At 59.6% G+C, this 14,847-nt stretch carries 12 protein-coding genes; 3 read left to right on the forward strand and 9 right to left on the reverse strand.

Going from position 1 to position 14,847, the window contains the following annotated elements:
* Positions 1 to 5: 5 nt before the first annotated feature.
* Positions 6 to 899 (forward strand): dihydroorotate dehydrogenase electron transfer subunit, encoded by an 894-nt coding sequence (locus SVU69_03985; GenBank protein ID MDY6942153.1) that lies wholly within the window; start codon positions 6 to 8, stop codon positions 897 to 899.
* A 126-nt stretch (positions 900 to 1,025) separates the two neighbouring features.
* Positions 1,026 to 1,484, forward strand: coding sequence for a hypothetical protein (locus SVU69_03990; protein MDY6942154.1), 459 nt, complete (start codon positions 1,026 to 1,028; stop codon positions 1,482 to 1,484).
* A 38-nt stretch (positions 1,485 to 1,522) separates the two neighbouring features.
* Here SVU69_03990 and waaF read toward each other — a convergent pair whose 3' ends face one another.
* The 8 genes from waaF to SVU69_04030 form a co-directional block, all read right to left on the reverse strand.
* Positions 1,523 to 2,557: a lipopolysaccharide heptosyltransferase II gene (waaF, locus tag SVU69_03995; GenBank protein ID MDY6942155.1), complete on the reverse strand. Its 1,035-nt coding sequence runs from the start codon at positions 2,555 to 2,557 to the stop codon at positions 1,523 to 1,525.
* A complete protein-coding gene (rfaD, locus tag SVU69_04000) occupies positions 2,550 to 3,503 on the reverse strand; it encodes an ADP-glyceromanno-heptose 6-epimerase (GenBank protein MDY6942156.1) in 954 nt (317 codons plus the stop codon). Before rfaD ends, waaF begins: the two co-directional genes overlap by 8 nt.
* Entirely contained in the window at positions 3,500 to 4,567 is a 1,068-nt protein-coding gene (locus SVU69_04005) for a glycosyltransferase family 4 protein (GenBank protein MDY6942157.1), read from the reverse strand. Before SVU69_04005 ends, rfaD begins: the two co-directional genes overlap by 4 nt.
* 30 nt (positions 4,568 to 4,597) lie before the next feature.
* Complete coding sequence (locus SVU69_04010) at positions 4,598 to 4,804, reverse strand: zinc-finger domain-containing protein (protein ID MDY6942158.1); 207 nt, start codon at positions 4,802 to 4,804, stop codon at positions 4,598 to 4,600.
* A 68-nt stretch (positions 4,805 to 4,872) separates the two neighbouring features.
* Positions 4,873 to 5,793: a branched-chain amino acid transaminase gene (locus SVU69_04015; protein MDY6942159.1), complete on the reverse strand. Its 921-nt coding sequence runs from the start codon at positions 5,791 to 5,793 to the stop codon at positions 4,873 to 4,875.
* A gap of 63 nt (positions 5,794 to 5,856) precedes the next feature.
* Positions 5,857 to 8,748, reverse strand: a complete 2,892-nt coding sequence (gene glnE, locus SVU69_04020) for a bifunctional [glutamate--ammonia ligase]-adenylyl-L-tyrosine phosphorylase/[glutamate--ammonia-ligase] adenylyltransferase (protein ID MDY6942160.1) — start codon at positions 8,746 to 8,748, stop codon at positions 5,857 to 5,859.
* Between the two features lie 35 nt (positions 8,749 to 8,783).
* Complete coding sequence (locus SVU69_04025) at positions 8,784 to 11,009, reverse strand: xanthine dehydrogenase family protein molybdopterin-binding subunit (GenBank protein MDY6942161.1); 2,226 nt, start codon at positions 11,007 to 11,009, stop codon at positions 8,784 to 8,786.
* Positions 11,006 to 11,479, reverse strand: coding sequence for a (2Fe-2S)-binding protein (locus SVU69_04030; protein ID MDY6942162.1), 474 nt, complete (start codon positions 11,477 to 11,479; stop codon positions 11,006 to 11,008). Before SVU69_04030 ends, SVU69_04025 begins: the two co-directional genes overlap by 4 nt.
* Positions 11,480 to 11,852: 373 nt before the next feature.
* Between SVU69_04030 and SVU69_04035 the strand changes: the two genes are divergently transcribed.
* Positions 11,853 to 12,986 carry a diguanylate cyclase gene (locus SVU69_04035; GenBank protein ID MDY6942163.1) on the forward strand — a complete coding sequence of 378 codons (1,134 nt, stop codon included), beginning with the start codon at positions 11,853 to 11,855 and terminating at the stop codon, positions 12,984 to 12,986.
* A gap of 23 nt (positions 12,987 to 13,009) precedes the next feature.
* On the opposite strand, the gene glmS is transcribed toward SVU69_04035, so the two are convergent.
* Positions 13,010 to 14,842 carry a glutamine--fructose-6-phosphate transaminase (isomerizing) gene (gene glmS, locus SVU69_04040; GenBank protein MDY6942164.1) on the reverse strand — a complete coding sequence of 611 codons (1,833 nt, stop codon included), beginning with the start codon at positions 14,840 to 14,842 and terminating at the stop codon, positions 13,010 to 13,012.
* Positions 14,843 to 14,847: the final 5 nt, after the last annotated feature.

The raw sequence follows: 14,847 nt of genomic DNA on the forward strand, positions 1-14,847 counted from the left end.
AGAACATGGCTTCGGATCGCCGTTCCCGCGGAACCATTCACCTGGAAACCGCCGAAGTGGTCGCCCACACGCACCACGAAGGCGACCAACACACGCTGGTGCTGCACGCACCGAATTGCGCGCAAAAAGCGCAACCGGGAATGTTCGCCCACCTGCAATGTGATCCCGCCACCGCCATGCGCCGTCCATTGTCGATCATGCGGGTCTCTCCGGACCAGGGTTGGGTGGAATTCCTATATAAATCCGTGGGCCACGGCACGCGGCAACTGAGCCAACGGCGGCCGGGCGAGACCCTGAGCCTGCTCGGCCCCATCGGAACACCGTTTAGCATGGAACGCTCGCGCCCGCGCCCGCTGCTCCTGGGTGGCGGTGTCGGCATTCCACCCATGGTCTTTTTGGCCGATCATTTCCGGCGCGACCGGGAACAGTGGACGCCCCTGGCCATTTTCGGCTCGGAAGTCCCGTTCCCATTCACCCTGCGCCCATCCCGGATCCTATTGCCGGAGATGCCGTCAGACGTCATCGCCGCCATGCCGATGCTGGAAGACTGGGGCGTGCCCTCGCGACTAACCAGCACCCAAGGCTATCAAGGGTGCCACAACGGGTATGTCACCGACCTCGCGCGGTATTGGCTTCACGCTTTGGATTCCGACCAGCGGCGTGAGGTGGAAGTTTATGCCTGCGGCCCCACGCCGATGTTGGCCGCAGTGGCGGCTCTGGCGCGCGAATTCGTCTTGCCCTGCCAAGTGGCCCTGGAGGAATTCATGGCCTGCGCCGTGGGCGGATGCGCCGGTTGCGTGGTGGAGATCCAAACCCCCAGCGGCCCGGCGATGAAACGGGTCTGCGTCGACGGACCGGTGTTCGACGCACACGCTGTATTCCCATCGACAGCAAAATGACCCAGGTCAAACGACACACTTACACGTTACCGTATTAATAAACGCTGATGTCACCGTTGATCCATGTGCGGACAAGAACGGCGGCTAAACTGTGATCGAAGCGAAGCAACGACAAGAGAGAACGTGATGGATCCGGTGAAATTATATCAAGGACTTAGGCAATACCTACGAGTTTCTTATGATCTAAGCGAGGTGGAAGGATCGGAAATCGACGTGGGAGAGGATTTTGCAGTGAAATTCCGCCTCACCAATGACGCGCCGAGCCCCATCGGCGATTCCAACCCCATCGTGGTGTTCAAAAATCCACGCATCGTGGTCTCCGCGACGGATTTCGCCACACCCCTCGCCGAAGGCGAGCCGACAGCCCCGATAACGGTTGCGTTCGACAAAGACAATCTCCGCCCCGGCGAATTCACTTTCGCGGAAGTCAAAATGCGTGCGATCGCCAATATGGGAGGGCTGGAGGATACGTTCCGACACGAGCAAGTGGCCAAAGCCAAAATCTATGCGGATCTGGATCTGGAGCTGTTTTTCCAGATGCGTTATAGCAAAGCGGTGTTTGAGGAAATCCACGCCAAGCGTTAGTGCCCGGACGGCGATTGCGCAGATGCACAATCGCCGCATCATTCGAAACGTTGCAGGCGGACCAAAACCTCATCGGGGCTAATCTGGCGCAAGCAGTTGGTGTGACCCAGCGGGCAACGGCGCTCGAAGCACGGGCTGCAATCCAAATGTAGCCAGATGGTTTCCGCCTGTGGCGCCAGTGGCGGCGTGTAGTCGGGTGTGGAGGAGCCGTAAATGGCCACCAGCGGCACACCGACTGCACCGCTGACGTGCATCAATCCCGAATCGTTGGTCACCACGCGCCGACAGGCTGCCAGAAGATCGACGGCATCGACGAGTTGAGTCTGCCCGCACAAATTGCGCGCGCCATCACCGGCTAACTGAGCGACGCGTTCCCCAAGCGCAGTTTCTTTCGGCGAGCCGAACACCCACACCCGATCCCCCATGGCAATGCGCCGCTTGGCCAAGTCGGCGAAATACTCAAGCGGCCATTGTTTGGCGGGACCGTACTCGGCCCCGGGTATCAGCGCCGTGACGGACCCTGCCGCGTCGGCCGACAATCCCAGGCAATCGATCAGCCGCCGCTGATTTTCCGTGTCCACCTGCAGTGCGGGTGTCGGAATGGGAATGGGCAAATCTTCATCCGCGGCCAAACCCAGATTCACAAAACGCTGCACGGTCTGGGTCAGACGCTTCTTGTCGAGTGGGCGGATATCGTTCAACAAGCCCCGGCGTAACTCCCCGAGATAACCGGTCCGCCGCGGTATGCGCGCGAAAAAGGGCGTAATGGCTGACTTGAACGAGCGAGGCAAGACAATGGCCTGGTCATATTGGCGGGCGCGAAGCCGACGACCGAGATCCCGGCGCACGGAAAACTGAAACTGGCCGTGCCCCAACGGCATCTCGATGCCCGCGCGCACTTCCGGCATCCGCGCGAGCAGCGGCAAAGACCATTTGGGGGCCAATACGTCGATGGCGACACCGGGGTGCCGAGCGCGCAGCGTTTTAAACAACGCTTGGGCCATCACCATATCGCCCACCCAGGCCGGCCCTACCACCAGGATGGCCGAGGCTTTGACTTCCGATTCAATCATGGGCCGCGCGGGCATCTAACCATTGCAGGTAGGCAGGGACACCTTCCTCGACCGTCAAAAAGGACTGATCGTAGCCCACCGCGCGCAAGGCACTGATGTCGGCTTCGGTGAAGCTCTGGTAACGCCCTTTGAGATGGTCGGGGAACGGAATGTAGCGAATCTTACCGCGTTCGTGATAGCCGACCACCGCCCGCCCCACATCGTTAAAGGTTTGGCTGCGACCGGTGCCCACATTGAAAACGCCGGATCGGTCCGGATGGGCCCAGAACCACAAGTTCACACGCACCACGTCGTCGACGTGGATAAAGTCCCGGCGCTGTTCGCCATCGCCGTAGCCGTCACAACCGGCGAACAGCCGGGCCTCGCCGGAATCCAAAACCTGCTGATGTAGATGATACGCCACGCTGGCCATGCTGCCCTTGTGCTGTTCTCTGGGACCATAGACATTGAAGTAGCGAAAACCGGCAATCTGCGACCGCGCGTCCGATAGCTTTCGGCGAACATACTGGTCGAATAGAAACTTGGAGTAACCGTAGACATTCAAAGGCGCTTCAAAGGCGCGATCTTCTTTGAAAGTGGGTCCGGCGCCGTAAACGGAAGCGGACGATGCATACAAAAAGGGGATACTGTTGCCAAGGCAATACGCCAACAGCCGCTTAGAATAGGCGAAGTTGGTATCCATCATGTAGGCACCATTCCACTCGGTGGTATCCGAGCACGCACCCTGATGAAAAATCACTTCAATATCCCGATACCGGCCCGCGTCCAGGCCCGAGATAAATGCGTCTTTGTCTTCGTAGTCCTGAATGTTGCAGTCGGTGAGATTGACGAACTTGGTGCCATCGCGCAGATCGTCGACGACCAGGATGTCTTCCCGCCCCTGATCGTTCAGTGCCCGAACCAAATTGCTTCCGATGAATCCGGCTCCGCCGGTGACGACAATCATGGATGTAGATCCCCTTTGGCCTCTGGAGTCTTATTCAAAATCTGCCGGTATATCGCGAGGTAACGCTGGGCCATCACACCAGGCTGAAAAGACTCCGCCACTGTCCGTGCGCGGTCGCCAAACGCCTGGCGCAGTGCGGAATCATGGTACAGATCGGACACAGCCTCAGCCAAAGCGGGTCCGTCTCCGGGCGGCACCAATCGTCCATTATCGCCGTCAGCGATCAACTCGGGTATCCCGCCAACGCGGCTGGCCACAATCGGCAAACCGAAGGCCATGGCATCCAGCAGAATCGAACCCAAACCCTCCTCGCGCGACGGAAAGACGAACATATCCATCACCGCCAGGTAATCGCCGACATTGTTGACGTACCCTTCGAAGACCACATTGTCCAGCCCGGCTGCCTGCGCCCGCAAGCCGGCGGCATCCGCGCCATCCCCGATCAGTAGGAAAATCATCTTCGGACAGGTGGTTTTCAACCGGCGTGCAGTCTCGATCAGTACCGACTGACCCTTGTGTTTGTCCACCAGCGCGCCCACGTGCCCCACCACAAAGCGGCGATCAAACCGCCTACGCAGTTCTGCCAAGCGCGCCGCATCGGTTTCCAACGCACTGCTGGCGGAGGGAATCACCGGCGGATCTAGCCGCGCATCATAGTGTAGGAGGGTGTCGCGAACGGCCTGGGATATGGCGACCACCGATGCGGCATTGAGGTAGACCGACCGGGTGAGCCGATTCGATTTCAGGGGATTGGGCACCCGCCGGGTGACCACATAGGGTAAACGGCGAAGGCGGTGCATTTGATAAGCCAGATGCGCCGCCTTGGCTTCATGTGCGTGGACGAGCTCGCACGCGGTGCGGCGCAGTGCCTGCCGAAAGAAGGGACGATTTGCCTCACGACACGCCAGCTCCGGGACGTCCGCCAGCCGGGTGGTCAGAGGTTCGCCGGCGCGCGCAATCAATGTCTGCTGGATGCCTCGCGCCGCCAAGGCCCGAATCAGCAACTCAGTTTGTCGCTCGCCGCCGCGATAACCGCGCGCCAGATTGATATGGCAAACATGCACCGTTCAGCAACCGGCGAGCGAACCGCCTGCTCAGTCCACCAAACGAAAGACGGCGCCGCAGTAAATGCATCGCGCCTCGTCGCCCGCATGCTTTAGCGGAATGTAAACCCGAGGATGGCCGTTCCAGAGACTGGCGCCGGGCACCGGACAGTAAATCGGCAAGTCAGCGTGAGTCACCTCGTAGGTCGTCTCGGCCGCCGGTTGCTTGTCCCCGACACGCGGTTGTTCAACGTTCAGTTCGCCCGCCTCACTCACCTTCGCTCTCTCCAGATCCGTTTAACTTTGGCCCGTATGATGGGTCTTGCTTAGGACCGCACATAACTTAACCAGTCTTGATGGCCTTCGTGGCGACCATAGACCGCATCGAAATAGCGCGCTTGTAGCCGCTCGGTTACCGGCCCGCGCCGCCCTTCGCCGATGATCCGGCCGTCCAATTCCCGTATGGGCGTGACTTCGGCTGCGGTTCCGGTGAAAAAGGCCTCGTCAGCGATATAGACTTCGTCCCGCGTAATACGTCGCTCCCGAACGGAGATACCCATTTCGGCAGCCAGTTCAAACAAGGTCCGTCGCGTGATGCCATCCAGGGCCGATGTCAAATCCGGCGTATGCAACTCACCATCGCGCACCAGAAATATGTTCTCTCCGCTTCCTTCAGCCACGTAACCCTCCGGATCCAACAGAAGCGCTTCATCGCAACCGGAAGCCAGCGCTTCATTCAAGGCCAACATGGAGTTCATGTAGTTGCCGTTGGCCTTGGCCTTGCACATGGTGACATTCACGTGGTGACGGGTGAACGAGGAGGTTCTCACGCGCAAGCCTTTCTCCAAGGCTTCGGCTCCCAAATAGGTGGGCCAGGTCCAGGCCGCGACCATCACGTGGACGCGCAGATTATCGGCTCGAAGCCCCATGCCTTCCGAACCCAGAAACGCCATGGGACGAATGTACGCCTCGTCCAGATTGTTCTCTCGAATAACCGCTTTTTGCACCTCCGCCAGACAATCGCGGTCAAACGGCATTTTCAATCCGAGGATATGGGCGGAACGGAACAAACGTTCGTTGTGTTCGCGAAGGCGAAAAATAGCCGTCCCCTGCGCTGTTTTATACGCCCTGACGCCCTCGAATACGCCCATTCCGTAATGTAGCGTGTGCGTTAAAACGTGCACCTTGGCATCTCGCCACGGCACCATTTCACCATCTAACCAGATGACCCCGTCGCGGTCACTCATCGATGTCGAAGCCATTGTTATCGAACCTTGTCTACGGTAAATCCCCCCGCCGCCCAGGGGTGTTCAGCTGCTGGAGGCGATGATTCGTTCCCAGATCGTCATGACCAGCTCGCGCTCGGCGCTCATTTCCGAGTCTTTGACGATCGCCGGCCGCCCCTCTAAGTTCAGCGCGTGCAGGCGCAACCGAAAATGCCGATAGGCATCGGCCAAGTGCTCACAGGCTTGTGCCGACATGAGACCCTCGGCAGCGAACGTTTCCAGTATTCGGATATTGTCGGTATATCGCAGGACCGCCGGATGGGTGTGGGCCCAATTCAAAACACCGTATTGGACCATAAATTCGATGTCCGCGACACCACCCGCGCCCTGTTTGATATCCCAAAATCCGGCTTTGCTCTGATCCAGGGTTTCCCGCATGCGCGCCCGCATGTCGCGCACATCATTGCGAAGGGACTCACTATCCCGACGGCGGGAAAGAATCTCAGCCCTCACCGCCTGAAACCGTGACACCAAAGACGGTGCTCCGGCGACCATCCGGGCTCTCACCAAGGCTTGATGCTCCCACGTCCAGGCGTCGCGTCGTTGGTAGTCGGCGTAGCCATCAATGCTGCTGACCAGCAGCCCCGAACGCCCGCTCGGCCGCAGGCGTGTGTCGACGTCGTATAGAAAACCCGATGGCGTAGGGGTTGAAATGAAGTGAATCAGACGTTGGGTCAGGCGCGCGAAGAAAACCGCGTTGTCCACCGCCCGGGTACCGTCGGTTTCCTGCTGGCCGCCGGCGCTGTCATGAAGAAAGACCAAATCCAGATCGGACCCGTAACCCAACTCGATTCCACCGAGCTTGCCATAGGCCACGATGCCGAACTGCGCGGTTCGTGCGCGCTCCGCTTCCAGACAGCGCGGTCGCCCATAGCGCTGGACCAGATCGGCCCACCCCAGCAGCAAGACCTGCCGAAGAATGACTTCCGCCAGATCCGTCAGGTGGTCGCTCACGCGCATCACCGGCAGATGACCACCGATGTCCGCGGCTGCCACCCGCAGCACGTTGATTTGGTGGAAATGTCGGAGCGTCTCCATCTGCTGCTCAAGATCGCTCGTTTCGGCCATCATCTCAGCCAGCTCACGCCCCAGACCAGCCCGATCAGGCGGCCGATATAAGGCGCGTGGATCGAGCAGCTCATCGAGCAGAATCGGATGCGCCGCCAGATAGTCGCTGATCCACGGGCTGGTGGCGCAAAGCCGAACCAACTGAGATCGCGCCATGGGATTTTCCACCAGCAGCGAGAGATAAGGACTGCGCCGGCCAATCGACTCCACAACGTGGATTAGCCGCGCCAGGGCCGTCTCCGGGGATTCGCTACCCGAGGCCTCCAACAGCAACAAAGGCATCAATTGATCGAAACGATGACGGCCGCGGTCGCTCAGGCTCCGGTAAAGCACGCTGTGATGCAAGGCACGCAAACGCTCTTGTACTCGATCGGCGTCGTCGAAGCCGTGCTCGCGCAGGAGTTGACCGGCCTGATCGTCCGCAAGCCGCCCACGCCAGAGCATGTCCAACTCGACCGCCAACTGTTCTTGTTCGTCGGTGCTGCCGTGATCGCCGAAAATTTCGCCGAACTCATCACTGACAACGGCCCGATGGTCAGCCAAATCTTTATCGAACTCTTCCCAGCGCGAATAGCCCATGGCGAAGGCCAATCGAACACGCTCTGTCTCGGAAGAGGGCAAATCGTGGGTCTGCGCTTCGCGAACCTGCTGCAGGCAATTCTCGGTCCGCCGGAGAAAACGATAGGCGTCCGAGAGCAGATCAACCGTTTGAGAGGTCAACACGCCGCGCTCGGCCAACTCATTCAACACCGGCAATAAACGGCGCTGACGTAACTGCGCGTATTGCCCACCTCGAATCAGCTGGAATACCTGGGCGATGAATTCAACTTCGCGAATTCCGCCAGGACCGAGCTTGATGTTCTGCGCCATTCCCTTGCGTCGCACTTCCCGGACAATTAGCGATTTCATCTCGCGCAAGGCATCCAGCGCGCCGAAGTCCAAGTACCGGCGATAAACGAAAGGAGACAAGATCCCCCGTAATCGTTCCACCGCGTAGACGTCCCCTGTGATCGGACGCGCCTTGATCATGGCGTAACGTTCCCACTCACGGCCGTGACGCTGGTAGTACTCTTCCAATGCGGAAAAATGCATCACCAACGGTCCGCTCTCGCCGAACGGACGCAAGCGCGTGTCGACGCGAAAGACGAAACCATCACGGGTGGATTCGGCCAACACCTTAATCAACTGCTGCGCCAGCCGTGAAAAATAGCGCTCGTTGTCCACCGGCCGGGCACCATTTGTTTCTCCCGCGTCGGCATACACGAAGATGAGATCGATATCGGACGAATAGTTCAGCTCGAAACCGCCCAACTTGCCCATTCCCAACACAATCAGTGATTGCGCTTGCCCGTCGGCGTCGAGGGGAACGCCCCACTGGGCTTGCAGGCGCTCATCCAGCCAGCTCAGGCTTTGGCAAATACAAACATCGGCGACATGGGAGAGCGATTCGACGGTTTGCTCCACCGGCACACCGCTGATCGCGTCGCGCCAACTGATGCCGAGATACTGCCGCTTACGAAAAAGCCGCAACGCCGCCATCAGTGCATCGATGTCGGTACATTCCGCCAGAGCAGTCGCCAGCTCTTGCGCTAAATCCGCTTCCGAGGGCGCACGACTCCCCGACCAGGGCGAATCGAGAAACTCAATCAAGCACTCCGGGTGGGCAATGGAAAATGCCGCCAAAGCAGGGCTGCAAGCCCACAGCCGGGTGATCTGCCTCTCGCGACCTCGAAGCGGCGCGGGCACTCCGCCGTCGTGGTCGATGAACGCTTCCCAGAAACGTTCCACTTCCTCGCGCAGTGACAAGGGCAGCGTGGCAATGGATTGGGCTATGTCTTCGGATATCATCAGTACGCTTCAATCGTGCCGAGGCGACGAGCCGTTCAAGTTCGCAGTTGGGCAGCGTCGATGGGCAGTCGCCGAATCCGCTTACCGGTGGCGGCGAATATGGCGTTGCACACCGCCGGCGCGATGGGCGGGGTACCGGGCTCGCCGACGCCACTGGGCGGTTCACGACTGTCCACAATGTGAACCTCCACGCGGGGCATATCCGGCATGCGCAACACTTGGTAAGTGTCGAAATTACCTTGCTCCACGCCCCCATTGCGGATTGTAATCTGACTTTTGAGCACGGCGCTGAGCCCATAGGCCATGCCGCCTTCCATCTGGGCACGAACCGTGAGCGGATTGACCACCTGTCCGCAATCGATGGCAATCACCACCCGATGCACTTTGACTTGCCCGGCCCCGCTCACCGACACCTCGGCCACCTCTGCCACATAGCTGCCGAAGGAATGATGAACCGCGATGCCGCGCCCGTGGCCGGCCGGCAGGGGCTGACCCCAACCGGACTTTTCCGCAGCCAGATTGAGCACCCGGAGGTGTCGGGGATGTTCGGTCAAACGCTCCCGGCGAAACTCCAGCGGGTCCTGCCCCAACCGATGTGCCATCTCGTCGGCAAAACTCTCCACGGCAAAAGCGCTGTGCGAGTGCCCCACCGAACGCCAGAAACCCAAGGGAACGAAATCATCACGATGGGTGGCGAACTCGACACGCAGATTGTCCATTTGGTAGGGCACTTCGCGCGCGCCTTCGAATCCCGCGATGTCCGGTACGATGCCGGCAATCGCGCCGGCCACGCTGGAGATACCCCGTTTGACCACCCGCGGCGTCCAGTTGGGCGCAGCCGCCGGAACCAACTCCGGGACGGCCTGGGCCAAGATCGAAGGCCCCACCACCCGGTGCACCCAGGCCGACAAACGGCCCTGGCGATCCACCGCACCTTGCATGCGGTGCAGCATCGCCGGGCGATAGTAATCGTGCCGGGTATCGTCTTCCCGAGACCAAATGACTTTGACAGGCGACTTGGTCCGCATCGAAACCTGAACCGCATCTTCCACGAAATCCGTCGCCACGCGTCGCCCGAAGCCACCTCCTAAATGAGTGGTGTGGACAAATACCGATTCCAACGGCAATCCGGTTAGAGCGGCCGCCACATCCTGCGTACCACCTTGGTTTTGCGTCGGCACCCACACATCGCAACGATCCGCTTGTACGTGGGCTGTGGCGTTCATCGGCTCCATCGTGGCATGGGCCAGATACGGCAACTCATAGACCGCCTCGATCACATCGGCGGCCTCCCGTAGCGCCTGCAACGGATGGCCATCCTGGCGTGCCCGCAGACCCGAGCCTTGAGCCAGTTCTCGGTACGCCCGAAAAACATCCTCGCTGCTTTGGTTCGCGCTCGGCCCCAGATCCCAACTCACCTTCAAGGCAGCGCGGGCTTTTTTGGCCTGCCAATACGTTTCCGCCACCACCGCAACACCATGGTCCACTTCGAACACGTCGCGTACGCCCGCCATAGCCCGGGCTGCCGTGTCATCAAACGATTTCAAACGAGCGCCGAAGGCGGGCGGCCGCTCAATCGTAGCCACCAACATCCCTGGAACGCTCACATCCATACCGAACTGGGCCCGCCCTGTGACTTGATCGAGGGCGTCCACACGGCGTGTCGGTTGGCCGATGAGCTTGAATTCAGAGGGCGATTTGAGCCGGACACGCCGCGGCAACGCCTGGCCCGCAGCCTCAGTTGCCAAATCCCCATAGCCAACGGATTGGCCCGTCGGCTCGTGGATGACCCGACCCCGTTCGGCCCGGCACTCCAAGGGCGGAACCGACCAGCGTGAGGCGGCGGCCGAAATCAGCATTGTCCGGGCCGTAGCGCCCGCCTCCCGCAGCGGTTCCCATGCGGTGGGAACCGAGGTACTCCCACCCGTGGCCTGGATGAACATCATGGGGTTGTCGTAGTCGCGGGATGCCGGCGCAAACTCGACGCGCACCTGAGCCAAACCGACTTCCAGCTCCTCCGCGAGCAGCATAGGCAAGGCGGTCTTGACGCCCTGCCCCATCTCGGAACGACCGATCAAAAGAGTGGTCGTGCCGTCGGTCGCGATTCGTATCCAGGCATTGGGAGCAAATCGACCCGCCTCATCCTGAGTCTCGGAAGACGGCGCGCAGCCTTGCAGTTTAAACCCCACCAGCAACGCGCCCGTGGCGACCGCAGACACTTTCAAAAAACGTCGGCGCGCAGGATCGAAGAATTCACTCATGTCCCTTCCACCTCCGCGGCCGCGATCACGGCCGCGCGGTGAATCGCCCGCCGGATGCGATCGTAGGTGCCGCAGCGGCAAATATTGCCCGCCATGGCGGCGTCGATGTCTTCGTCGGTCGGCCGCGGGTTGGATTTCAGCAGTGCCGCCGCGGTCATCAACTGGCCGGACTGACAGTAACCGCATTGCGGCACATCTTCTTCCAACCAGGCCTGCTGCAACGGATGCAATCGCTCACCACCCAGGCCTTCAACCGTGGTCAGCGTTCTCCCGGCGGCCACCGCGATGGGTGTGACGCACGACCGGATCGGCACCCCATCAAGCTGAACCGTGCATGCGCCACACTGAGCCAGGCCGCAGCCAAACTTAGTGCCCACTAGCCCCAACCCATCCCGGAGAACCCACAGGATCGGCGTATCTGGATCAATAGAAATTTCTACCGGCTGGTCGTTCAGTGTAAAGTTGACCACAGTCGGCCTCCCGTTAGACGAGCATCGAAAATGCCTGTGCATGGCAGTAAATAACTGAGTCTGTCGGACAACACTGAGTGAACGCGTAGGCTCATATAAGCCGCCTGTCGCAAATAATTATCCGCCGGTCGAGATGGACTAGCATCCTTCATATTGGGCGGGCAAACTGCTTTGTGTGTAAAAATGTCACGTTGACAACACGGCCCGATACGGTCAATAACACTTAACAACGAGGGCATAAGCAAATACGACCGCAAGCGGACTTCAAGGGGTATCAAGAACATACCGCTGGGCAGAAATCATAACAACAACAATAACTTTCGGACATAAGAAAAAACGAGCTTAGGGATGAGCGGCAAAGGATAAACCGCTGATGTTTTCGATTATTCCCAAAGACGACCCGGCTCAAGCGGTCCGCATCAGCCGGAACTTGCTGGCCTCAGCCGCCTACTTCACTGGCGCGGTGATGCTGGTCTATGTCCACCTATTTCAGCCATTTGGTATCCAGGTGGGACTCACTGAGACGGCAGTTCTTCTAATCACCGTCGTCATTAGCAATATCACCTTCTACGCCATCTTGCGCTCAGGGCTCAATAAGCGTTTTTCCGATCCGAGCCTGACAATGTCGCAGTTGTGCGTCGGTATTGTAGTCGTCACCTTCGGCGTCTACATCGCAGGACCTTATCGGGGTGTCATTTCTATTCTTTACCCCGTTGCCTTCACGTTCGGGCTTTTTCGCCTCAACACCGCGCAACTATTGAGCCTTAGCGTTTTCACGCTGGTGGCGTTTGCGTTGATGATGGCGCTGGCGATTCAAAGCCAACCGCAGCCGGGCCTCGCGAGCGACTTGGCGTTTCAACTCATTGTGCTTGGCATTGTACTGCCTTGGTTTTCAGTACTGGGCGGTTACATCAGCAAGTTGCGTCAACGACTGGTGATTACCAATCGTGAGCTGCAACGCGCGCTCAGAAAAATTCAAGAACTGGCCATCCGCGATGATCTCACCCAGCTATACAATCGCCGACATCTCATGGAAGTGCTCGAGCACCAGCGAAAAATTGCCGATCGGGGCGGCTACCGGTTCTGTATCTGCATCTTAGACCTTGATCACTTCAAATCGATTAATGACCGCCTCGGGCACCTGGCAGGCGACCGAGTCCTAACCAAGGTTGCCGAGACGCTGGCGCAACACATCCGGGGGGGAGATTTTATCGCGCGTTTCGGCGGCGAGGAGTTTGTCATCATCCTAAGCGACACGAATCTCGAGGGCGCGGTGGAATCTGCCGAACGGATGCGAATCCACGTTCACAGCCTGAACCATGAGCAAATCGACAAAGATACCCGAACCACCGTGTCCATCGGCGTAACAGACTTTGGTCCCGGTGAAAGCATCGATCATGTGCTGGATCGAGCAGACCGCGCACTTTACCAAGCCAAGCAAGACGGCAGGAACCGGACCGTGGCCCTCACTAGCCCGGCCAGTAACAAAATCACCACGCTGCACTGACAACCGACCCTCGATCGCCGGGCCTATTCGACCGTGACCGCCTTGGCCAGATTGCGGGGGTGATCGACGTCCGTCCCCTTCAGCACGGCAACGTAGTACGCCAACAGCTGGAGCGGAACCACGTAAATGGCCGGTGACAGCGCACTATGCTCCGCGGGCAAAACGATCACCCTCGGATCCCCGGGTTCCGGCACCGTTACGCCAGCGCCGGCAAACACCACCAACTGACCGCCTCGCGCCCGAACTTCTTGAAGGTTGGAAAGCAACTTGCCCAGCAACTCGTTATTCGGGGCAACAGCTACTACCGGCATTTCCTCGTCCACCAGCGCCAAAGGCCCGTGTTTAAGCTCCCCGGCCGCATAGGCTTCGGCGTGGATATAGGAGATCTCTTTAAGCTTCAAGGCACCTTCCAGGGCAATGGGATACTCGACCCCGCGCCCCAGAAACAGCGTATGGCGCTTGTGCACGAACCCCTCGGCCAATTGGGCGATCTGAGGCTCCAGGCTCAAGACGCGCTCGATCTGTTTGGGCAGGGCCAGCAGCTCGGCCACCAATTTGCCCTCGGCCTCTCGTGACAGCCGCTGGTGACGACCCAAAGCGATGGTCAAAAGCATCAGCGCAACCAACTGCGTGGTAAAGGCTTTGGTCGATGCCACACCCACTTCGGGCCCGGCGCGTGTCATCAACGCAAAATCCGACTCGCGCACCAATGAACTTTCCGGCACGTTGCAAACCGCCAACGTCCCCAGGTATGCCTTTTGCTTGGCCGAGCGCAGTGCCGCGAGGGTATCGGCGGTCTCGCCGGACTGAGACAGGGTCACAAACAGCGTATGGGGCGGAACGATGGGATCGCGATAGCGGTATTCGCTGGCGATCTCTGCCATGCAGGGAATACCGGCGATGGATTCAATCCAGTAGCGCGCCACCATCGCGGCATGGTAGCTGGTACCACAGGCGACGATGTGAACGCCCGCCGTTTCGCGCAATACGGCCTCTGCCCCATGACCAAAAGCAGCCTCGAGCACTTGCGTACCGGTGATGCGACCTTCCAACGTCTCGGCGATGGCTTGAGGCTGCTCGTGAATCTCTTTGAGCATGAAGTGTCGGTAGGCGCCCCGTTCCACCGCCTCGGGCGAGAGGGATGATTGTTGGACCCGCCGCTCTACCGGCCGGCCTTCGCGGTCGTAGATATGCACCTCATCGCAGAGGATTTCGGCAACGTCCCCTTCTTCGAGCTGGATAAAACGCTGCGTGACCGGCAACAAGGCCGCCACATCGGACGCCACGAAATGCTCCCCGATCCCGACCCCGATAACTAAGGGGCTTCCCTCTCGGGCAACCACCATACGCTCCGGTTGTTCGGTCGAGATCACCGCGATGGCATAGGCGCCTTCCAATTGACGAACCGCGGCCTGTACGGCCGGGAGCAAAGCGCCTTCGGTGTGTAAAAAGCGATCGATTTCATGGGCAATGACTTCCGTGTCGGTCTCGGATGCCATCACATAGCCATCACCGATCTGGGCGTCCCGAAGTGCGATGTGATTTTCGATGATGCCGTTATGCACCAATGCCACACGATTGCCCGAAACGTGGGGATGAGCATTCTCCTCGGTGGGCCGACCATGGGTAGCCCAACGAGTATGAGCCAAACCCACCTGCCCTTCGAGGGGCGCTTGAGCTAGGCAATCCGCCAACGCGGCAACACGACCAACGGCCCGTTGACGGCACAAGCGATGATGCGTGTCGAGCAACACCATCCCGGCCGAGTCATAGCCCCGATACTCCAGACGCCGCAATCCTTCCAGCAGGATCGGCATCACCTCACGCTGGGCAACCGCGCCCACGATTCCACACATGATTG

This window comes from Pseudomonadota bacterium, assembly GCA_034189865.1.
In the GTDB taxonomy this organism is placed as follows: Bacteria; Pseudomonadota; Gammaproteobacteria; order UBA5335; family UBA5335; genus JAXHTV01.